Source organism: Candidatus Aalborgicola defluviihabitans, assembly GCF_016705985.1.
In the GTDB taxonomy this organism is placed as follows: Bacteria; Pseudomonadota; Gammaproteobacteria; order Burkholderiales; family Burkholderiaceae_C; genus Allorhodoferax; species Allorhodoferax defluviihabitans.
Window position 1 is genome coordinate 448,825 of sequence record NZ_JADJKN010000006.1, and the last position, 20,560, is coordinate 469,384.

Genomic DNA, 20,560 nt, shown 5'->3' on the forward strand with positions numbered 1-20,560 from the left:
GCAAGAGTCTGCAGTTTAGTTTCGAAAATCGCACAAATAAACAGCATAAAATGGCCATAACTGTTTCAATAATCAATCTAATATGGACCAATCTACATGGACCGTTTAACCGCCATGCAAGTTTTTGCCGAGGTTGCCACCAGCGGCAGCTTCAGCGCTACGGCGGATAAGCTCGATATGTCCCGCGCCATGGTGACGCGCTACGTGGCCGAGTTGGAAACATGGCTGGGCGCGCGCCTGCTACAGCGCACCACGCGCAGCGTCACGCTTACCGATGCGGGCGAGACCTGTCTGCGGCGCAGCCAGCAAATGCTGGCGCTGATGGAAAACGTGGAAGAAGAAACCACCATATCGGGCGGCGAACTGCGCGGGCAATTGCGGTTGACCTGCGCCATGTCGTTTGGCTATGCGCAACTGGCCGCCGTACTGGCGGACTTTTTGGCGCTGCACCCTCAGCTCAAGATCGACCTGAATGTGAGCGAAGGCGCGCTGAATCTGGTGGATGCCCGCATCGACCTGGCGATCCGCATCAGCGCTGAGCCAGACCCCATGTTGATAGCCCGACCGCTGGCGCGTTGCGATTCGCTGCTAGTCGCTTCCCCCGCGTATCTGGATAGCCATGGAACGCCACAAGCGCCGCAAGACCTGAAACAACACCGCTGTCTGAGTCATGCCAATTTTGGCAAAAGCGTATGGCATTTGGGCCGCGGTGCGGAGTCCACGCAGGTCAGCGTAGTCAGCCGCTTCAGTGCAAATGACGCAACCGCACTGTTAAAAGCCGCAATGGCTGGCGGCGGCATTGCCATGTTGCCCACTTACTTGGTGAACCCGGTTGTAGCGACCGGCGAACTAAGCGCGGTATTGCCCGATTGGCAGGCGCCAGTGGTAACGATTTATGCGCTGTACCCGTCTCGCAGAAACCTGTCGCCGGCAGTGCGTGCGTTGTTGGACTATTTGGTGCAGCGCTTTGAAACGCTGCCGTGGTGAATCGCAATTGGTGCCTGTTTAGCCTAACCACCGCGCAATGGCTTCAGCAGTTCCGACAAACCGTTGTGGTCAATTTCATGCATCAAGGCCAGCAACCGCCCAATCTCGCCCTTGGGAAAGCCCGTGCGGGAAAACCAGTTGAGGTAATCGCCCGGCAGGTCGGCAATCAAACGGCCCTGGTATTTGCCAAAAGGCATGGCACGGGTCACCAACAGAGAAAGGTCTTCAGCTTGCATGCAGGTAGCATAACGTAATTTTGCTATTATTTTGATAGCTACTCACGCACATCTTACGAGGGCTATGTGCCACAATGGCATGCAACAAATGCCCCACCAAAGGATTCCCCATGTCCCGTCCCCATGTTTGGGCCACCAAGGTTGCCGCGTTGATCCAAGGTGGCAATACGCAGGCCGCTTTGTCACAAATCAAAGTCGCACCTTCCGTCACCGATGTCGAGCAATTGCGCACGCTGCTGACACAAGCCAAGCTCTTGGCGCGCAACCCCGTGCTGGACTCCGCCACCCAAGACCAAATTTCTGCGCTCAAGGGCTCACGCCTGCACCGCTCGCCATGAGCAGCTGCGTACCACGTCTGCTGCTCTGCTGGGCCTGCGCATGGGGCCTGATGGCCTGCGCCCAGACTGTGTACCTACCGCCCCCGGGAGACGCGCTGCCACCGCCCAATTTGCTCGCAGACAACACCCCTGCGGGCAAGAGCGCGCCTTTGCGCATCGTCCTGCATTTCAACCGCCCGGTATCTGGCACCGATGCCGCCTGGCTCAAGGCGCTGCAGACCCAAGCGCAGGTTCCCGTCCAATACATCTCTGCCGTGGCACCAGACACCCATGTCTACGCACTGCTATGGCCAGCCGATCAGGATACAGTGTCGCTGCTCAAGCGCCTGGCCGAACTGCCTGGCGTGGCCCAAGCCGAACTCGATACCCGCAACACGCGCCACTGATGGCAGGGAGCCTTTGCCCATGACCAAAGTCCGATTCCTGCTCACCCTGGCATGCGCCCTGGCCACCGTCACCGCCCCGTTGACTGTGTTGGCGCAGGATGCGCAGCGCTACAGCCGCATCATCATCAAGTTTCGCGACGATGGCGCCGGCAAAGGCAGAACCCAAAGCGTTGCCGATGCTGAGTCGCGTGTGCGCGCACTGAACCGCGGCACACTGAGTTACCTCAAGTCCGTATCCCCGTTGACGCATGTGGCTCGCACCGCCCAGCCGCTGCGCCATGCGGAATTGCAAGTCCTGGCACAAGCCATAGCAACGGACCCCCGGGTGGAATACGCCGAGGTGGATGAACGGATCTACCCGCACTTCACACCCAATGACCCGCTTTACGCCAGCCAGCAATGGAACCTGAAATCCCCGGTAACCGACATTGGCGGCATTAACCTGCCCAACGCGTGGGGCCGCTCCGTGGGCGGTGTGCAGGTCAACGGCCGCGGTGTGACCGTAGCGGTGCTGGACACCGGCTACCGGCCCCACGCCGATTTGGTGGCCAACATCCTGCCGGGTTATGACTTCATCAGCGCCGACGGTTATAACGACTACACCACGGCCAATGACGGTGATGGGCGTGACGCCGATGCGCTGGATCCTGGGGACGGAAACTCACAAGCCAGCCTGTGCGACGTAGGCCCATCCTCCTGGCACGGCCTGCATGTGGCGGGCATCATTGCTGCCACCGGCAACAACAATGTGGGCATTAGCGGCATTGCATTTGGCGCCAGGATTCTGCCTCTGCGGGTGTTGGGCGTGTGTGGTGGCTATTCGTCGGATTCGGCAGCCGCCATCCAATGGGCCGTTGGCTTGCCGGTACCCGGCGTGCCAGCCAACCCTTACCCAGCCAAGGTGATCAACATGAGTTTTGGGCGCGACGGAGCCTGTTCTGCCACGTACCAGAGCGCCATTACCGCTGCCCGCAATACGGGCGCCGTGGTGGTGATTTCCACCGGCAACGATTCCTCCCGCACCACCATCACCCAGCCAGCCAACTGCGCAGGAGTCATCGCCGTGACAGCCCACACGGCCAGTGGTGCCAATACGGACTACGCTAATGTGGGCCCGGGTACCACCATCAGCGCACCTGGTAATACCATCATGTCCACCGGCAACACCGGCTCTGCAGCACCGCAAAGCGATAGCTATGACGCCCACTCCGGCACCAGTTTTTCTGCACCGCAGGTAGCCGGCGTGGTGGCATTGTTGGCGCAGATCAAGCCCGGTATTTCCCCAGCCGAGGTGCAAACCCATCTGGTCAATTCGGCACGCCCCCACCCCAGCGGGACCTACTGCGCAGGCCGCACCGACTGCGGTGCCGGCTTGCTGGATGCTTTTCGCGCGGTGACTTCACTGCTGCAGGCCCAGGGCATTAGCAACGCCGCACCGGTCTTCAACGCCTTGCCAACCCAGTACGTGCTGCCCAATGGCAACCTGCAGTTCACTACCATGGCGATGGATGCCGAAGGGGATGCCGTCAGCTACAGTGCCAGCGGTCTGCCGACGGGCGCCAGCTTCAACGCCGCGACGGGTGTTTTCACCTGGAACAAAGCACAGCCATTGGGGGACTACAACGTCGTGATCGAACCGACCGACGGCGCCACAGCCGGTGCCAGCGTCACGGTGAAGATTTCGGTCACCAATACGATCCCGGTGGTAGTGCCTCCCATCACGCCACCACCGCCACCGCCCGTGGCCACGGGCGGTGGCGGTGGTGGAGCTATGGGTGGGTTGGATGCCGTGGCCGGCCTGCTCCTGCTGCTGGCTGGCGCCCTAGCGCGCAGGCCGCGGCCTGCGTACCGCGTGCAGGGCCAAGACAGCCAGTAGGCCACCCAGTGCTCCGGCCTCATGGGCGGGGGTATACGTGGCAAAGCCCAGCCAACCTGGCGCATCACCCAAACCATGCTGCCACAGCAGCTTGAGGGCCAGACCGCCCAACAACGACCAGCCCAGATAGCGCAGGCGTCCGCCCTTGGCACCGGGCGCATCCAACACCAGCGCCAAGGCCGCACCAGCCAAGAGTCCATGCAGCGCCCCCGAGGCACCGGCATACCAGGCACAACCTGCGTCCAAGGCCAGCACCACGGCCACGCCCAAATAGCCACCCAACAGGGCCACGGCCAGTACCCGCTTGGCAACCCATCCGTTGAAGGTGATGAGCAGCACACCCAGCCCCACCAGGTTGACCGCTGCATGCAGCCAGCTCACATGCACCCACTGCGCCGTCAGCAGTTGCCACCAGGCGCCTGCCAAAAATTCGGCACGTACGAACACTTCAAGCGATCCAGTCCAGCGCCTGCATGTAGGCGCTGTGCACCATCAGCGCGTCCCACTCCAGCGCGGGGGTCGTGGGCAGCAGCGCACGGCGGCTCACTTCGCTGGCATCGTTGGCCTGCCACTGGCCTTTGAGCTGGGCCTCGGTCAGGCCAGAAATGAGTTCATCAATGGCCCGGCCACCGCCTTCGCTGCTGGGCAGGGATTGGTTGCACAGCAACACCATGTCGCAGCCTGCCGTCAGTGCGGCCACCGCGGCCTGGGTGTAGCTCACCGTCTGGCCGTCGATCAGGCGGGCACCGGCCATGGAGAGGTCATCGCTGAAGATAGCGCCGCCAAAACCCAGTTGACCGCGCAGGATGTCGTTCAGCCAGGTGTTGGAAAAGCCTGCTGGCCGCGCATCCACCTTGGGGTAGATCACATGGGCCGGCATGACGCTGCTGGTCACGGTGTTGAGCCAACGGTAGGGGGCGGCGTCATCGGCCAGGATGGCTTTGAGGCTGCGCTTGTCCACGGGAATGTCGGTATGCGAGTCGGCCTTGACAAAACCGTGGCCAGGAAAATGCTTGCCACAATTGGACATGCCACTGTTGAGCAGGCCGTGCATTAGGCTCTTGGCCAGCAAGCTGACCACACGCGGGTCGCGGGCAAAAGCGCGGTCACCAATGACACTGCTTTCGCCATAGTCCAGGTCCAGCACCGGGGTAAAGCTCAGGTCCACACCGCAGGCCCGCAACTCGGAGCCCAGCACGTAGCCACATGCGGTCGCGGCGTTGGTGGCGTCCAGCGGGCCGGCTTTCTTGTTGGAGGTGGTGGCACTGGGCGCAGCCAACCACATCTCGCCCAGGGCGCGCATGGGCGGCAGGTGGGTAAAACCGTCGGTCTTGAAACGCTGCACGCGCCCGCCTTCGTGGTCCACACAAATCAACAGGTCGGGGCGCAATTTTTTGATATCACGGCACAGGGCCGTGAGCTGCACGCGGTCTTGCCAGTTGCGGGCAAACAGGATCAATCCGCCCACCAGCGGGTGCCTGAGGCGCTTGCGATCCACTTTGCTCAGGGTCAGGCCAGCGATGTCGATGATGAGGGGGGCGTGAAAAGTCATGGGCGGGTGTCCGGTAGAAACTGGGTTTGCTATGCATTCAATAGCTGCTTGTGTATATTGTACGAGGGCTAGAGGTCAATATGGCATACAAATTTCCCGCGCGATGCCACTTGGTGCAAACTACGCAGACCGGCGTAAACGCTATGTCCCACCCTATGCACTGAACCCATGAGCGACTTCCCCACCCTGCAAACCCAGCGTTTGCAGCTGCGCGAGATCACAGCCGCCGATGCACCCGCTTTGCTGGCCATCCATGGCGATGCGCAGGCCATGCGCTGGTTTGGCAACGAGCCCCTTACGGAACTGCAACAAGCCGAAAAACTGGTCGATGTGTTTGCTGCGTGGCGCAAGTTGCCCAACCCTGGCGTGCGCTGGGGTATCGCGTTGCACGACAGCGATGCACTGATTGGCAGTTGCGGCCTCTTCAAGTGGAACCGGGGCTGGCGCTGCTGCACACTGGGCTATGAGCTGGCGCAACACGCCTGGGGGCAGGGCTATATGCATGAAGCGCTGACGGCCGCGCTGGACTGGGGCTTTGAGCACATGGCGCTGAACCGCATCGAAGCCCAGGTGCACCCGGACAACGCCGCGTCGCTCAAGAGCGTAGAAAAGCTGGGGTTTGTGTTGGAGGGCCGCATACGCCAGGCCGGATTCTGGCTGGGGCAGTACCATGACCTGCTGCAATACAGTCTGTTGCGCAGTGACTACCCAAGGCCCACACCATGATGAACCTGCAAACCCTTCTGGGCACCGAACTGCCCATCATCCAGGCACCCATGGCCGGCGTGCAGGGCAGCGCACTGGCTGTTGCCGTTTCCAACGCGGGGGGTCTGGGCTCCCTGCCCTGTGCCATGCTGGGGGCTGATGCGATGCGCGAGGAACTGACCACCATCCGGGCACAGACCACGCGGCCCTACAACGTCAACTTTTTTTGCCACACACCGCCTGTGCCCGACGATGCACGGGAAGCCGCCTGGCGCGCTGCACTCGCGCCCTACTACGCAGAACTGGGCATTGATGCCGCCAGCATCGCCACTGCGCCTGCGCGACAGCCCTTTAGCGCCGAGACGGCCAATCTGCTGGCCGAATTCACGCCGCCGGTGGTGAGCTTCCACTTTGGTTTACCGTCGGCCGACCTGTTGGCCCGGGTGAAAGCCTGGGGCGCCAAGGTGTTGTCGTCTGCCACGACGGTCGAGGAAGGCCTGTGGTTGCAGTCTCATGGTGTGGACGCAGTGATTGCCCAGGGCTGTGAGGCAGGTGGCCACCGCGCCATGTTCCTGTCCGACGACATCACCACCCAAGTGGGCACTCTGTCCTTGGTCGCGCAACTGGTCAAAATGCTGCGGGTCCCGGTGATTGCGGCCGGCGGCATTGCCGATGCCCGGGGCGTAGCCGCCGCGCTGGCACTGGGCGCAGTCGGCGCACAGATCGGCACCACTTACCTGCTGTGCCCCGAGGCCAACACCACCCCCTTGCACCGTGCTGCCCTGCAAAGCGATGGAGCCCGCCACACGGCGATCACCAACCTGTTTACCGGACGACCGGCACGCAGCATCATGAACCGCGTCATGCGCGAGTGCGGGCCCATCAGCCCGCTGGCGCCGACCTTTCCGCTGGCCGTCAGCGCCGTGGTGCCCTTGCGTGCCCGCGCCGAGGCGATGGGCAGCACAGATTTTTCGCCCCTATGGGCCGGACAGGACACCAGTGGCTGCCGCGCCATGCCAGCGGCCGAGTTGACGCGCATGCTGGCGGGTAGTGGCGCGCACGGATAACAAGTTTGCTACGACAAACATAGCGTCTTACGTAGAATTGACGAGGGCTAGCGACTAATTTCTTCTAAAGAAGTCGGAGCAGCCTCGACCACACAGAAGCTTGCCGCGTAGTCGGTCTCGTCGGTCACGCTGATGTGGGCGCTCAGGTGACGCGCATCAAACCAGTCTTTGAGGGCACCCTGCAGCACGATGGCGGGTTTGCCGCTGGGGCCATTGCGCACTTCGCACAATTTCCAGGTCATGGGCAGGCGCATACCCAGTCCAATGGCTTTACTGAAAGCCTCTTTGGCGGAGAAACGCGTGGCCAGGTAGCGCACGCCACGTTCGGGCCAGCGGGCACTGCGCGCTTTCCAGGTGGCGAATTCACCCTCGCTCAAAATCTTGTCGGCAAAGCGGTCGCCATGGCGCGCCAGGCTCTCCCGGATGCGGCGCACGTCGCAGATATCGGTGCCAATGCCGTAAATCACTGCAAACAGTCCAGATAAGCCTGCACCGTGGTGGCATAGCCCAGCTCCAGCGCGTCCGCAATCAAGGCGTGGCCGATGGACACCTCAGACAGACCCGGCACTGCCTGGGCAAAGACCGCCAGGTTTTCGAGGTTAAGGTCGTGGCCGGCATTGACGCCCAGTCCTACATCCAATGCGGCCTGCGCAGCCAGGGCAAAGCGTTGCAACTGTGCCCCCTGCTCGGGCGTGCCCCAGGCGGCAGCGTAGGGCTCGGTATAAAGCTCGATGCGGTCTGCGCCTACGGCTTTGGCAGCATGCATAGCCGCAGGTTCAGCGTCCATGAACAGGCTCACCCGCAGGTTCAGGGCGTGGGCTTCTTCAATCAAAGGCTTGAGGCCTTCTGCATCCTGCGGAAATGTCCAGCCATGGTCACTGGTGAACTGCCCTTGGGAATCGGGCACAAAAGTAACCTGGTGCACCGGCAAGCCACGTTGGCGCAGATCGCGCACACAGCCGATCAGATTGTGAAAGGGGTTGCCTTCAACATTGAATTCGCGGTCTGGCCATTCCTGCAGCAGTTGGGCCAAGTCGCGCACATCGTCAGCGCGGATGTGGCGCGCGTCAGGACGCGGGTGCACCGTGATGCCAGCCGCACCGGCCTGCAGGCACAGCGTGGCCGCACGCGTGACGCTGGGAATGCCCAAGTGGCGCGTGTTGCGCACCAGGGCGACCTTGTTGAGGTTGACGGAGAGTGCAGTACGGTGTGGTGTGGGGGCCATAGCTAGAGTCCCTGAATGTCGATCATCATCTGGCGGGTGCGCAGAGTCTGGACACCGCAATGGTAGTGCAGCAACGTGCGCAGCATGGGTTTGAGTTCGCTGGTCACGGCGGCGCAGGTGCGCAGAGTGGTGGTGAAGGGCGCGGCATCGTCCAGTGCCTGCTGCAAATGATTCCATTGCGCGCCCGACAGGCTGGCGCGGTCATCTCCGTGCGCCAGACGCAGCCCACCTTCGGGTACCAGACAATAGCGGGCATCGTCATCCAACCCGCCCAAGGTCATGGTCTGCACATCAAGCTGAGGCAACAAGCCGATCTCACGCAACAGCAATAACTCATAGGTGCGCAACGCCGCCTGCAAAACCTCGCCATGCTCACTGGCCAGTACGCGCACCACGTTGGCATAGACGTCAAACAGACGCGGATGAGGATCATCGCGCGCCAAAAGCGTCAGCAGAAGTTCGTTCAGGTAGTAGCCTGAGAGCAGCGCGTCGCCCGTGGGCATGACGTGGCCGCCCTGCCACTCAGCACTTTTGAGGGTGCGAATCTCCGCATCCCCACCAAAGGCCACGTGCAGCATTTGCAACGGAAGCAAAACCGGGCGAAAACTGGAACTGGGACGCTTGGCCCCCTTGGCCACCAGCGCAATGCGGCCGTGTGCGCGGGTGAAGACCTCCAGAATCAGGCTGGACTCGCTCCAGTCGTAGCGGTGCAGCACATACGCGGGTTCATCTGAAATGCGTTTGGAGGCCACTGCTCAGCGGGTTGCGCGGCCGCCCCCCTGGGCAGCGCAGTACACGCAGTGACAAGCGTGGGGGCTCTATTCATAGCCAAAGCTACGGACGCGCGCTGCGTCGTCGGCCCAGCCGGAGCGCACTTTGACCCACAGCTCCAGAAACACCTTGGCATTGGCCAGTTTTTCCAGCTCGACCCGGGTTTCCATGCCGATGCGTTTGATGCGCTCGCCCTTGTCGCCAATCACCATGGCTTTGTGCGTGTCACGCTCGACCACAATGGTGGCGGCAATGCGCAGCAAGCGCTTCTGGCCTTTCTTTTGCGGCGGCTCTTCGGCAAAACTGTCGATGACCACGGTAGAGGTATAGGGCAACTCGTCACCCGTCAGGCGAAACAGTTTTTCGCGAACCAGTTCGCTGGCCAGGAATTTTTCGCTACGGTCAGTCAGTTCGTCTTCTGCATACCACCAGGCTTGCTCGGGCAGGTATTTTTCACAAATGCCCAGCAAACGCTCCACATCTTTGGCATTCGTGGCCGACATGGGCACAAACTCGGAAAAATTGTGCTTTTCCTGCATGGTTTGCAGCCAGGGAGCAATGTCACCCCGGCGGTGGATGTTGTCGAACTTGTTGGCAATCAGGAGCGTAGGAATATCCTTGCCCAGCAGGGACAGCACGCGCGCGTCCGCCGGCGTAAAACTCCCCGCCTCCACCACAAACAAAATCAAATCCACGTCCGCAACGGCGCCTTGCACCGTCTTGTTCAGCGACTTGTTCAGCGCGTTGGCGTGCAGGGTTTGGAAGCCCGGTGTATCCACAAACACAAACTGGGTGGTACCGCGCGTGTGCATGCCGGTGATGCGGTGGCGCGTGGTCTGCGCCTTGCGCGAGGTGATGCTGATTTTTTGACCTACCAGCGCGTTGAGCAGCGTCGATTTACCCACGTTGGGTTTACCCACAATGGCCACCAGACCGCACCGCTGTCCGTCCGCCTGCGCACCGGGTTGGGCCATTTTGGGCGTGCTTTTGAGCAGACCTTCGAGCATGCTGTCCAGATCGGGTTGTTGATCAATTTCAGTGCTAGCCCTCGGGGAATCTGCGTGAGGTGCTACTTTTTTTGTATTTTTTTTAGATGTCATTTGATATTTTTCGCCTTGATGGTTTGCAGCATCGCAGCGGCTGCGGCCTGTTCGCCGGAACGGCGCGAACCGCCAATACCACGCTCCGACAAGCGCAACGCGTCAATTTCACACTCCACATCGAAGCTTTGTTTGTGGGCTGCCCCAATGGTGCCCACCACTTTGTACGCCGGCAATCTCATTTTGCGCCCCTGCAGCCACTCTTGCAATTCGGTCTTGGCGTCTTTGCCAATGGCATCCATGTGGGGCGTAATCTCCACATCCTTAAACAGGCGCTGCACCAGGGCTTGTGCGGCCACAAAGCCGGCGTCCAGGTAGACCGCGCCAATGATGGCTTCCAGGGTGTCAGCCAGGATAGAGGGGCGGTTTTGCCCACCAGAGCGCACCTCACCCTCGCCCAAACGAATAACCTCGGGAAGACCCAGACCCACGGCAAGTTGGTGCAGGGTGTCTTGCTTGACCAGATTGGCCCGAACCCGGGACAAATCTCCCTCAGGCAGGGAGCCCAGCCGTGCGAACAACAAATCCGAAACCGCCAAATTGAGTACTGAATCGCCGAGAAACTCCAGGCGTTCGTAGTGGTCACTGGAAAAACTGCGATGGGTTAGCGCCTGCGTCAGCAACGCACCATTGGAAAATGCATGCTGCAGGCGTTCCTGCAACTCCACCAATCCAGCTGCCACGCTATTTGGAGCGACCGGCGTATTTCATCGTCAGCCAGGCCGGACCGGCAAGGTGGATTTCGCGCTGGTAGGCAAAACTGACAACAACCTTGTCACCTTCTTTGGTGATGACGAGGTCTTTTCCGGAAATCGAACTGATGGCATCGACCTCAGTGGCTTTGTCGAAAATCATCCTGACTTCAGGCACTGTGTTGCCATTCTGCGCCGCCTTGTCGGCTGCTTTAATAATCGTTTGATATTCCAGAAAAGTTGGAAATACCTGTGCCGCGATGATTCCGGTAATAGCAACTACCACCCCGACAAAGACCAAACCAAAGAAAGTAACGCCACGTTGCCTGGATTTGCGCTGAACTGCCATATATATCTACCCCTTTTTAGTCAAAAGATCCGATACGCTTGAGACTTCCAAAATTCATCCAGACAAAGAAGGCTTTGCCAACAATATTTTTCTCTGGTACGAAACCCCAATAACGCGAATCCAGTGAATTATCGCGGTTGTCGCCCATCATGAAATAGTGGCCCGCTGGAACCTTGCAGGTTACACCCTCCACAGAATAGGTACAACCATCTCGACCCACAAAATTGTCGGCTCCCGGAATAAAAGCAGGTCGTTCATCGTCATTGAGCAGTTTGTGCTTCTTGCCACCCAGCGTCTCTTCAAACTGCTTGAAGTAACGCATGGCGTCTTCGTCAAAAAACTCGGGTACGCTGGTGGTGACGACAGGCTCGCCATTGATGGTCAGCCGCTTGTTGAGGTAGGCCACGGTATCACCGGGTAGGCCGACAACGCGCTTGATGTAATCAAGGCTTGGCTTAGGCGGGAATCGAAAGACCATCACATCCCCGCGCTGGGGCGGTGTGCCTTCGGTGACTTTGGCATTGAGCACCGGCAGACGCAATCCGTAGGTGAATTTATTCACCAGAATCAAATCTCCTACCAACAGGGTAGGAATCATGGAGCCCGACGGAATCTTGAATGGTTCCACCACAAAAGAGCGCAGGAAAAACACAGAGATGATGACCGGGAACAGCCCGGCGGTCCAGTCCAGCCACCAGGGTTGCATGAGCAAACGGACTTTTGCATCAGTAATATCGCCATCCACTTGTTTAATACCCATTTTGTCCAGGTCTTCACGGCGCTTGGCGTCCGCTGTTTCCAGCGTCGCCACCGCCTGATGGCGTTGGGGCAGAAAGTAGAAGCGCTCGGCCACCCAATAAATGCCCGTTACCACCGTAGCCAAAAACAGCAGCAAGGCAAAGTTGCCCTCCACCATCCCAAAGTACCAGGACGCGGCATACAGGCCAAAAGCCGCCAGAATGGCCGAGGTAATTGCCTGCATCAATCTTCCACCTGCAAAATAGCGAGGAATGCCTCTTGTGGAACTTCCACTGAACCGATTTGTTTCATGCGTTTCTTGCCTGCTTTTTGTTTTTCGAGGAGTTTGCGTTTGCGCGAAATGTCGCCGCCGTAGCACTTGGCGAGCACGTTTTTTCGCAGTGCCTTGATTGTCTCACGTGCAATGATATTGGTCCCGATGGCGGCCTGGATGGCAACGTCGTACATCTGGCGCGAAATAATTTCGCGCATCTTGGCCACAACGGCGCGGCCACGGTACTGACTCTGGGTACGGTGCAGCATGATGGACAGTGCGTCCACCTTCTCGGTATTCAACAAAATATCAACTTTGACGACGTCGGCTGCGCGGTATTCCTTGAAGTCGTAATCCATCGACGCATAACCACGACTCACGCTCTTGAGCTTGTCAAAGAAGTCCAGCACGATTTCGGCCAGTGGCATCTCATAGGTCAAAACAACCTGGCGGCCCTTGTAGGCCATATTCAGTTGCACGCCACGCTTTTGGTTGGCCAAGGTCATGACCACGCCCACATATTCCTGCGGCATGTACAAGTGCATGGTCACGATGGGCTCGCGGATTTCGGCGGTCTTGCCGACATCGGGCATCTTGGAGGGGTTCTCCACCATGATGACTTCACCGTCGTTTTTCATCACTTGGTAGACCACGCTGGGCGCAGTGGTGATCAGGTCCTGATCGAACTCGCGCTCCAGGCGCTCCTGCACGATTTCCATGTGCAGCAGGCCAAGAAAGCCACATCGAAAGCCAAATCCCAGCGCTTGCGAAACTTCGGGTTCATAGTGAAGGGAGGCATCGTTGAGTTTGAGCTTTTCCAGCGCGTCACGCAGCGAGTCGTACTCGCTGGCTTCGGTCGGGTACAGTCCGGCAAATACTTGGGGCTGGATTTCTTTGAAACCGGGCAATGCCTCGGTCGCCGTAAAGGCCGCGCCACCTGTGCCGGGCTTGATCAGGGTAACCGTGTCGCCCACCTTGGCCGCCTGCAACTCCTTAATGCCGGCAATGATGTAACCCACCTCGCCCGCTTCCAGCGACTGGCGTGGCTGATTGGCGGGTGTGAACACACCCAGGCTGTCCGCGTTATAGGTAGCGCCAGAGGCCATCATCTTGATGCGCTCACCTTTACCCAGGCGACCATCGACTACGCGCACCAGCATCACTACACCAACATAGCTGTCAAACCAGCTGTCGATGATCATGGCGCGCAACGGTCCGTCCGGGTTGCCTTTGGGTGCGGGAATCTTGGCAACAACGGCTTCCAGAATGTCGTCGATGCCCAGCCCGGTCTTGGCGGAGCACTGAATGGCATCGGTGGCGTCAATGCCAATCACATCTTCAATTTCACTGCGCGCGTTGTCGGGGTCCGCATTGGGCAAGTCAATCTTGTTAAGTACCGGCAGTACTTCGACGCCCAGGTCCAGCGCGGTATAGCAGTTGGCAACCGTCTGCGCCTCGACACCTTGCGATGCATCAACCACCAGCAGTGCACCCTCGCATGCGGAGAGCGATCGACTCACTTCATACGAGAAGTCCACGTGTCCCGGTGTGTCGATAAGGTTGAGGTTGTAAACCTGCCCATCTTTAGCCTTGTATTGCAGTGCTGCGGTCTGCGCTTTGATGGTTATCCCACGCTCTTTCTCGATGTCCATCGAGTCCAAAACCTGTGCCTCCATCTCACGCGCTTCAAGCCCACCGCAACGCTGAATCAACCGATCCGCGAGTGTGGATTTACCGTGATCAATGTGCGCAATGATCGAAAAATTTCTGATGTGATTCATCAACGAAAACGTTTAAGTGGTTGAATTAAAAGAGACGGACAAGAAAAAAGGGCGCGTCGGATATTGACGCGCCCTGAACCAACAATCATTGGCAACTGCGATAGCTGGAACTTCATTGTAGGCAAAACGGTTCAAAAACAAAGCGAGAAAAATTGCACTCTGGCGTCGTTGCAACTCAGCAACAGTTATTTTATACACAGGTTATCAACATAATGTGGGATAAGCGTCTGCACAACTTGTGGGTGATCTGTGGATCAGCTGTGGGGGACTTGCGGTCATCCCATATGATGGATTTTTCTCAACCCATATGCCCATATTGGGCATTGCAGAACCCGTATTCTAACCAAATTTCCAAAAACGCCGGAAAGTTAGCGTGCGCCCACATTTTGATTCATCACGCCGTCCATAAATAAAATCTATGGACACAGAGCTTCAGACTCCCCAAAACCCGCTGGGTTTCAGGGTTGTCTTAGGAAAATACCGGTTCAGCGTGCGGGTTTGATGATGACGTATTGGGCCAGCTCGCCCCGGTGAATCAACACGAGTAGGGCCTTGGTTTTATCGTACTTTGACAGTGCAGACTCAAGCTCTTTGACGGACGCCACTTCGGTGTTGGCAAGCGCAACAATGATGTCACCTTCACGCAAACCGGCACGGGCTGCGGCATCCACAGCGCTCTCCACCCGTACGCCGCCCTTAATTTTAAGTTCCTTCTTTTGCGCATCGGTCAGGTCACTCACTGTGAGTCCTACTGTATGTCCGGCTGTGGATGGCTTGGATTTGTTCTCTTGCGTCGAGGTCTTGACCGCGGGCTTGTCCGATTCAATTTCGGCGATTGTTATGGTCAGGTCTTTGCTGGCGCCACGGCGGAAGACGGTCACCACGCTTTTGTTACCCGGCTTGGTACCGCCCACCATGCGAGGCAAATCGCTGGACTTGTCTATCGCCTTGCCATCAAAACGGGTGATGATGTCTCCGCCCTCGATACCGGCCTTCTCGGCGGGAGATCCGGCCTCTACTGCGCGCACCAAAGCGCCCGAAGGTTTACCCAGACCGATGGATTCCGCCAGGTCCTTGCTAACAGGTTCAATCGTTACACCAATACGTCCCCGCGATACACGACCAGAACTGCGCAATTGATCACTCACCCTAACCGCCTCGTCCATGGGAATTGCGAAGGAGATACCCATGAAGCCGCCCGAACGGGAGTAGATCTGGCTGTTGATGCCCACGACCTCGCCACGCATGTTGATGAGCGGGCCACCCGAATTGCCGGGATTGATTGCCACATCGGTCTGAATGAACGGGAGGTAGTCACCCGTGTCACGTTGCTTGGCGCTCACGATACCGGCCGTAACCGAGTTTTCCAAGCCAAAGGGAGAGCCGATGGCCATGACCCATTCACCCACGCGCAGCTTGCCCACATCGCCTACCTTGACGGCAGGCAGCCCGGTGGCTTCGATTTTGACTACGGCCACATCGCTGCGCTTGTCGGTGCCGATGATCTTGGCCTTGAACTCGCGCTTGTCGGTCAGGGTCACCAGTACTTCATCGGCACCATCCACCACATGGGCATTGGTCATGATGAAGCCATCGCTGGTGAGGACAAAACCGGAGCCCACACCACGCGGATGCTCTTCTTCCTGTTGCGGCTGAGGCCGATTCTGGCGAGGCGCCTGACGTGGCACGTTGGGCATGGGAATGCCAAAGCGCTTGAAAAACTCCTGCATATCTTCATCACCCGGCATGCCCTGCATGGATCGCGGGGTGGCTTTTTCCATGGTGCGGATATTGACTACCGAGGGACCCACCTGGTCAACCAGGTCGGTAAAGTCTGGTAGACCCCGCGTTGCGGAGGTCTGCGCATGGACCATCTGCAATGGCGACACCGCAACGAATGCAGTGGCGGCCATAGCGACGGCTACAAATAGATTGCGTACAGGCTTGATCATGAGAGCTGACATATTCCTTCTTCCATTGAGACAATTGGTACCGTCATTGAGTCCGTTTTTCGGACAGCGTTCCAAATAGGGACTTATTTTTTGCGTTCAAGGGCCAGAATAAAGGCCTGCAGGGTGCCCGGTGGTACTTCACCAACCGCGGTGGCCCACCATTCGTTGATGTGGCGCGTCAACGTATGGGTTGCGCCGCCCATATCGGTCACGCCTTCGCGCTGATGGCGTCGCGGATCAAACGCTTCGACAAACAAGGAAACCGTCGCCACACCATCCGAGAAAATCCATTGCATGGTGCTGGTGGTACTGCCAGCAGCACTATTGGGCACTGCAATGGGGCGCTGGTAACAGCCCATGGGCTTGAACCCAGCCACTTGTCTGTGCAAAGTCCACCCTTGCGCATCTGCACTGGTCTTTTGCAAGTCGGGCCTCAGCACCCGGTAGCCATCGGTATTGCCCATGCGGGACAGTTTGCCCACATTCACGGCGGCATCCAGCTGCAAATCGGAAAACGCGGCCTGTTCCAGGACCTTGCCATCCAAATCCAGGGTTTGCAGTTGGATGATGAGCCCGGTTCGCTTCTCGCTCCACACGCGGTATCCATAGCGCCACCGATCTACTGGCACGAGTTGGGCCACTTCGGCATCAAACCCCGCAATGCGCTCGCTACCCAGAATCTTGAGCTGGTAGTACTCGCCAATCGAGGAGTCACTGGATTGCAGCAAACTGGGAAACAACCCCAGGGACTCGCGCACCTCAGCCACCGCGATCCTGGACAACGGAAAAAATGTCACGACTTGATCGTTGCGCCGAAAAATGGCGCGTGGCGTACCACTCAGGGTTTCCACCCGTTCGAGTTGTTGCGCTCCATCGCACACATGCCAGATACGGGCGCTGGCCATCCCACCACTTGAGGACACCACAAAGGTACCGGTATAGACGCTCTGGCGCGCTGCGTGGTGAACCCGCATTAACCAGGCCTGCAAAGGGGTCTCAGTTGCCGTGACCGGCGTCACCTCACCGGCCTGCGCAGCACACAGGCCGCACACCAACACCAACAAAACGCATCGAACCCATCGCTGCATCACCGGGCGGTCCCGTCATAAGTGGCATTGCGCAGGAATCCAGCCGGCACCTGCAACGCGGAGTGCCCACCCAACTGCCGGTGTGCTGCCATTAGTTCGTCCAGACGCGGATCGCGCAGCATGGTCCCCGCAGTACTGTCTGCGGTAACCACCGGCAAATCCTGAGGCTCACTGTGAACGGCCGCCATTTGCGCATCTGCACGTTGACCCGTTTGTGTCCATAACTCCAGGCCAACAACCCCAACCAGCGCCATGCACGCTGCGGTTGCCAGCATTTTCCAACGAAACACGGAGGCATTGGCTGCTGGCCGTACCCCATCGATACCGCGCACAGGCCCAATCACCACGTCCTCAACCAAAGGTTCAATCTGTTGCCGCTGGGGCCGTTGCGGCTCTTGGACCAAACGAAGCTCAAGCTTGGCCAAAAAATTAAGATCGCGTCGACTGGGCACTAATTCGGAACTGCGCAGCACATCTCCAACAACCTGGTAGGTGTGCCAAGTCTGAATGGCCTGTGGATCCGTCAGCAAAGCTGTGAGCGCCTGCTCGCAGGCATCGCCCTGCAGATCGCCATCCGCCAAGGCGGAAATATTTTCCCAGGTGCCTATGATGGGTTTTATTTCATTCATATCGATATCTCACCAACGTTTTCCGGTCTGCTTGTCCAACAACGGTTTTACTTTTTCTGAAATAGCCTCACGTGCCCGGAAAATGCGCGAGCGCACGGTTCCAACTGGGCAATCCATGGCAGTGGCGATTTCGTCGTAGCTCAATCCCTCGATTTCCCTCAGCGTAATGGCCTGTTTCAGGTCCGCTGGCAGAGCATCCATCGCAGCATTGACGACCGCCACGATCTCCTTGGCTGCCAAGATGGATTCCGGCCCTTCATCGGTGGTTTGTTCGTTTTTCCGCCAGGAAGTTTCATCGTCGTCCACATTCGCCAAAAAACTCTCGGAAACAGTGGGGTCGTGCTTGAGTTCCAGCAAAAATTTCTTGGCGGTATTGACGGCAATCCGGTACAACCAGGTGTAGAACTGCGCATCCCCCCGAAATTGGTGCAGCGCGCGGTAGGCTCGTATAAATGTTTCCTGGGAAATGTCTTCGACCAGGTCAACATCGCGCACCATGCGGCCAATCAGGCGCTGGATGCGCCGTTGGTATTTCAGCACCAGCAGCCCGTAAGCGCGCTGGTCTCCAGCGACTGTGCGCTGTACCAGCACCAAATCGGTGTCCAGGGCAGAGGTTGGTAATTCCTGGCTCACGCGGAAACTCCCGTGTCGTGGAGCGTATCAACCGCGTCAACGCCTCGCTCTTGCCACCCGCAAACAATCGCCCTGCGCAGTGGTAGCCATTGCGTGGGCGTGTCAGGGCGTGGTTGTAGCCACAGCCAGATCGATCGTTGTCCATCTCTACGCAACACCACCACCATGACGTGTTGAAAATCCAACCGTAAGGACAGGTGGCATTCTTGCGCATCTATGAAGCCCGACCAGAGCCAGCGGTTCCCGTCCCAGCGCAACCGACCAACGGGTGAGCGCCACCAGACATACAAAGCGGCGGTGCTAGACGCAAGGGTCAAACCAAGAACGACAAAGGAGCGCCAGTCCAGCGTGGATTGATTCCAGACAATACCCAGCGATACGGCCAGGGCCAACACACTGCTCGCCACGATGCAACCCAGATGCCAGCGAGACCGGCCTACCGAAAAACTGACCGCAGGAGCCCGGTGCATGTCGTGTGACCGGAATCCCGCTGCGTTCAGACGCGCTTGAACACCAGGGAACCGTTGGTTCCACCAAAGCCAAAGTTATTCTTGACCGCTACATCAATGCGCATGTCGCGGGCTACATTGGCGCAGTAGTCCAGGTCGCACTCTGGATCCTGGTTGAAGATATTAATGGTCGGAGGACTCTTTTGGTGGTGCAATGCCAGAACGGTAAAGACCGATTCGATACCACCGGCACCACCAAGCAAATGCCCGGTCATGGACTTTGTAGAATTCACGACGATCTTCTTGGCATGGTCCCCCAACGCCGCCTTGATGGCGTTGCTCTCGTTCAGGTCACCCAAGGGGGTGGATGTACCGTGGGCATTGAGGTAGTCAACTTCATCGGTGTTGACACCTGCATTGCGTAACGCGCTCAGCATGGCGCGGCGGGGGCCGTCCATGTTTGGGGCTGTCATATGCCCAGCATCCGCACTCATGCCAAAGCCTGCCAGTTCGGCATAAATCTTGGCGCCCCGCGCAACGGCATGTTCGTATTCTTCGAGCACCACAACTCCTGCGCCTTCGCCCAGCACAAAGCCGTCGCGGTCTTTGTCCCAGGGGCGAGAAGCAGTGGTTGGGTCGTCATTGCGCGTGCTCAACGCCCGCATGGCGGCAAAACCGCCAATGCCCAGGGGTGAAACAGTAGCCTCGGAACCACCGGCGACCATAACGTCAGCATCGCCGTATTCAATCATGCGCCCAGCCTCACCAATGCAATGCAGACCGGTGGTACATGCAGTCACGATGGCAATATTGGGTCCTTTGAAGCCGAAGCGCATGGACACATGACCAGCCGTCATGTTGATGATGGTGGCCGGCACAAAAAACGGGGAAATGCGTCGCGCACCGCGGTTGGTGTACTCGGTGTGCATGTTCTCAATCAGGGGCAGGCCACCAATACCAGAGCCAATCACGCATCCAATGCGGGTAGCTTCTTCATCGCCCAAGGCGTCGCCTGTGGGCAAACCGGAATCGGCCACGGCCTGCGCGGCCGCTGCAATACCGTAATGGATGAAGGTATCCATGGTGCGTGCCTCTTTGGCACTCATATAGGTATCGAGATTGAAATTGCGAACTTCTCCGGCAATCTGGCAGGAAAAAGTCGATGCATCAAATCGACTGATCGTTCCTATGCCAGACTTGCCGGCGATGATGTTGGCCCATGCCTCGTCCACCGTGTTTCCAACGGGACTGACACAACCCAAACCAGTGACAACAACGCGACGACGAGACATAGCAATCAGTTTTCAACTTTGGTCAAAAAAAGCCGTTCAAAACGGCCATGGTTCAGACCGGCAGACCATGGGCTGTAAAGCCCGGTCTGCGACGGTCCGATCAACAACCGCGAGCGCGGCGCAGCTTTGGCCTAATCAGGCCTTCTTGTGGGTGCTGGCGTAATCAACCGCGTTTTGCACCGTGGTGATTTTTTCCGCGTCTTCATCAGGAATCTCGATCCCAAACTCGTCTTCCAGCGCCATCACCAATTCAACGGTGTCCAGAGAATCAGCGCCCAGATCGGCCACAAAGGCTTTTTCGTTGGTTACTTGAGACTCTTCCACACCGAGCTGCTCGGCAATAATTTTTTTGACGCGGACTTCGATATCACTCATGGCTTCCCTCTAAGGGTTGTAAAAGAATCCGTAATTTTACCCGGGCTTGGAGCTACAACTCTAAC

24 protein-coding genes are annotated in these 20,560 nt (G+C 58.4%); 6 read left to right on the top strand and 18 right to left on the bottom strand.

Translation table 11 applies throughout. From position 1 onward, the window contains the following. The first annotated feature begins 96 nt into the window (after positions 1-96). On the top strand, positions 97-987 hold the full coding sequence (locus IPI80_RS09760) for a LysR family transcriptional regulator (protein WP_413859529.1): 891 nt from the start codon (positions 97-99) through the stop codon (positions 985-987). Positions 988-1,010: 23 nt separating this feature from the next. Here IPI80_RS09760 and IPI80_RS09765 read toward each other — a convergent pair whose 3' ends face one another. Next, a complete protein-coding gene (locus IPI80_RS09765) occupies positions 1,011-1,223 on the bottom strand; it encodes a DUF3820 family protein (RefSeq protein WP_413859531.1) in 213 nt (70 codons plus the stop codon). A gap of 110 nt (positions 1,224-1,333) precedes the next feature. On the opposite strand from IPI80_RS09765, the gene IPI80_RS09770 reads away from it, so the two are divergent. The 3 genes from IPI80_RS09770 to IPI80_RS09780 are packed head-to-tail and all read left to right on the top strand — an operon-like array spanning position 1,334 to position 3,823. After that, on the top strand, positions 1,334-1,561 hold the full coding sequence (locus IPI80_RS09770) for a hypothetical protein (RefSeq protein ID WP_413859533.1): 228 nt from the start codon (positions 1,334-1,336) through the stop codon (positions 1,559-1,561). After that, on the top strand, positions 1,558-1,947 hold the full coding sequence (locus IPI80_RS09775; protein ID WP_413859535.1) for a hypothetical protein: 390 nt from the start codon (positions 1,558-1,560) through the stop codon (positions 1,945-1,947). The genes IPI80_RS09770 and IPI80_RS09775 overlap by 4 nt, the downstream gene beginning before the upstream one ends. Before the next feature lie 19 nt (positions 1,948-1,966). Further along, positions 1,967-3,823, top strand: coding sequence for a S8 family serine peptidase (locus IPI80_RS09780; RefSeq protein ID WP_413859537.1), 1,857 nt, complete (start codon positions 1,967-1,969; stop codon positions 3,821-3,823). Here the strand turns inward: IPI80_RS09780 and IPI80_RS09785 are convergent. Both IPI80_RS09785 and nagZ read right to left on the bottom strand, forming a co-directional pair. Continuing rightward, positions 3,770-4,270 (bottom strand): rhomboid family intramembrane serine protease, encoded by a 501-nt coding sequence (locus IPI80_RS09785; protein ID WP_413859539.1) that lies wholly within the window; start codon positions 4,268-4,270, stop codon positions 3,770-3,772. The genes IPI80_RS09780 and IPI80_RS09785 overlap by 54 nt on opposite strands. A 1-nt stretch (position 4,271) precedes the next feature. Then, positions 4,272-5,375 carry a beta-N-acetylhexosaminidase gene (nagZ, locus tag IPI80_RS09790; RefSeq protein ID WP_413859541.1) on the bottom strand — a complete coding sequence of 368 codons (1,104 nt, stop codon included), beginning with the start codon at positions 5,373-5,375 and terminating at the stop codon, positions 4,272-4,274. Positions 5,376-5,543: 168 nt separating this feature from the next. Between nagZ and IPI80_RS09795 the strand changes: the two genes are divergently transcribed. Next, entirely contained in the window at positions 5,544-6,101 is a 558-nt protein-coding gene (locus IPI80_RS09795) for a GNAT family N-acetyltransferase (RefSeq protein ID WP_413859543.1), read from the top strand. Continuing rightward, the gene (locus tag IPI80_RS09800; protein ID WP_413859545.1) at positions 6,098-7,147 is read left to right on the top strand and encodes an NAD(P)H-dependent flavin oxidoreductase; all 1,050 of its coding nucleotides are present in this window, start codon (positions 6,098-6,100) and stop codon (positions 7,145-7,147) included. Before IPI80_RS09795 ends, IPI80_RS09800 begins: the two co-directional genes overlap by 4 nt. Positions 7,148-7,194: 47 nt before the next feature. Here the strand turns inward: IPI80_RS09800 and acpS are convergent, their stop codons facing one another. From acpS to acpP, 15 genes are all read right to left on the bottom strand, one after another. Further along, positions 7,195-7,614, bottom strand: coding sequence for a holo-ACP synthase (acpS, locus tag IPI80_RS09805; protein ID WP_413859547.1), 420 nt, complete (start codon positions 7,612-7,614; stop codon positions 7,195-7,197). Next, positions 7,611-8,372, bottom strand: coding sequence for a pyridoxine 5'-phosphate synthase (locus tag IPI80_RS09810; RefSeq protein WP_413859549.1), 762 nt, complete (start codon positions 8,370-8,372; stop codon positions 7,611-7,613). Before IPI80_RS09810 ends, acpS begins: the two co-directional genes overlap by 4 nt. Before the next feature lie 2 nt (positions 8,373-8,374). Next, on the bottom strand, positions 8,375-9,124 hold the full coding sequence (recO, locus tag IPI80_RS09815; RefSeq protein ID WP_413859551.1) for a DNA repair protein RecO: 750 nt from the start codon (positions 9,122-9,124) through the stop codon (positions 8,375-8,377). A gap of 66 nt (positions 9,125-9,190) precedes the next feature. After that, positions 9,191-10,117 carry a GTPase Era gene (gene era / locus IPI80_RS09820; protein ID WP_413859738.1) on the bottom strand — a complete coding sequence of 309 codons (927 nt, stop codon included), beginning with the start codon at positions 10,115-10,117 and terminating at the stop codon, positions 9,191-9,193. Positions 10,118-10,239: 122 nt separating this feature from the next. Then, positions 10,240-10,926: a ribonuclease III gene (gene rnc, locus IPI80_RS09825; protein ID WP_413859553.1), complete on the bottom strand. Its 687-nt coding sequence runs from the start codon at positions 10,924-10,926 to the stop codon at positions 10,240-10,242. 1 nt (position 10,927) lies between these two features. Further along, the gene (locus IPI80_RS09830) at positions 10,928-11,284 is read right to left on the bottom strand and encodes a DUF4845 domain-containing protein (RefSeq protein ID WP_413859555.1); all 357 of its coding nucleotides are present in this window, start codon (positions 11,282-11,284) and stop codon (positions 10,928-10,930) included. A gap of 16 nt (positions 11,285-11,300) precedes the next feature. Continuing rightward, entirely contained in the window at positions 11,301-12,266 is a 966-nt protein-coding gene (gene lepB / locus IPI80_RS09835; RefSeq protein WP_413859557.1) for a signal peptidase I, read from the bottom strand. Beyond that, positions 12,266-14,077 carry a translation elongation factor 4 gene (lepA, locus tag IPI80_RS09840; protein ID WP_413859559.1) on the bottom strand — a complete coding sequence of 604 codons (1,812 nt, stop codon included), beginning with the start codon at positions 14,075-14,077 and terminating at the stop codon, positions 12,266-12,268. The genes lepB and lepA overlap by 1 nt, the downstream gene beginning before the upstream one ends. Before the next feature lie 485 nt (positions 14,078-14,562). After that, positions 14,563-16,041, bottom strand: coding sequence for a DegQ family serine endoprotease (locus IPI80_RS09845; RefSeq protein ID WP_413859561.1), 1,479 nt, complete (start codon positions 16,039-16,041; stop codon positions 14,563-14,565). Positions 16,042-16,112: 71 nt separating this feature from the next. Then, positions 16,113-17,117, bottom strand: coding sequence for a MucB/RseB C-terminal domain-containing protein (locus tag IPI80_RS09850; RefSeq protein ID WP_413859563.1), 1,005 nt, complete (start codon positions 17,115-17,117; stop codon positions 16,113-16,115). Next, positions 17,117-17,746, bottom strand: a complete 630-nt coding sequence (locus IPI80_RS09855; protein ID WP_413859565.1) for a sigma-E factor negative regulatory protein — start codon at positions 17,744-17,746, stop codon at positions 17,117-17,119. Before IPI80_RS09855 ends, IPI80_RS09850 begins: the two co-directional genes overlap by 1 nt. 9 nt (positions 17,747-17,755) lie before the next feature. After that, positions 17,756-18,379, bottom strand: coding sequence for an RNA polymerase sigma factor RpoE (gene rpoE / locus IPI80_RS09860; protein WP_413859567.1), 624 nt, complete (start codon positions 18,377-18,379; stop codon positions 17,756-17,758). Then, positions 18,376-18,849: a hypothetical protein gene (locus IPI80_RS09865; protein WP_413859569.1), complete on the bottom strand. Its 474-nt coding sequence runs from the start codon at positions 18,847-18,849 to the stop codon at positions 18,376-18,378. Before IPI80_RS09865 ends, rpoE begins: the two co-directional genes overlap by 4 nt. Before the next feature lie 26 nt (positions 18,850-18,875). Beyond that, positions 18,876-20,120, bottom strand: a complete 1,245-nt coding sequence (fabF, locus tag IPI80_RS09870) for a beta-ketoacyl-ACP synthase II (RefSeq protein ID WP_413859571.1) — start codon at positions 20,118-20,120, stop codon at positions 18,876-18,878. A 135-nt stretch (positions 20,121-20,255) separates the two neighbouring features. Continuing rightward, a complete protein-coding gene (acpP, locus tag IPI80_RS09875; protein ID WP_209396939.1) occupies positions 20,256-20,495 on the bottom strand; it encodes an acyl carrier protein in 240 nt (79 codons plus the stop codon). Positions 20,496-20,560 lie beyond the last annotated feature (65 nt).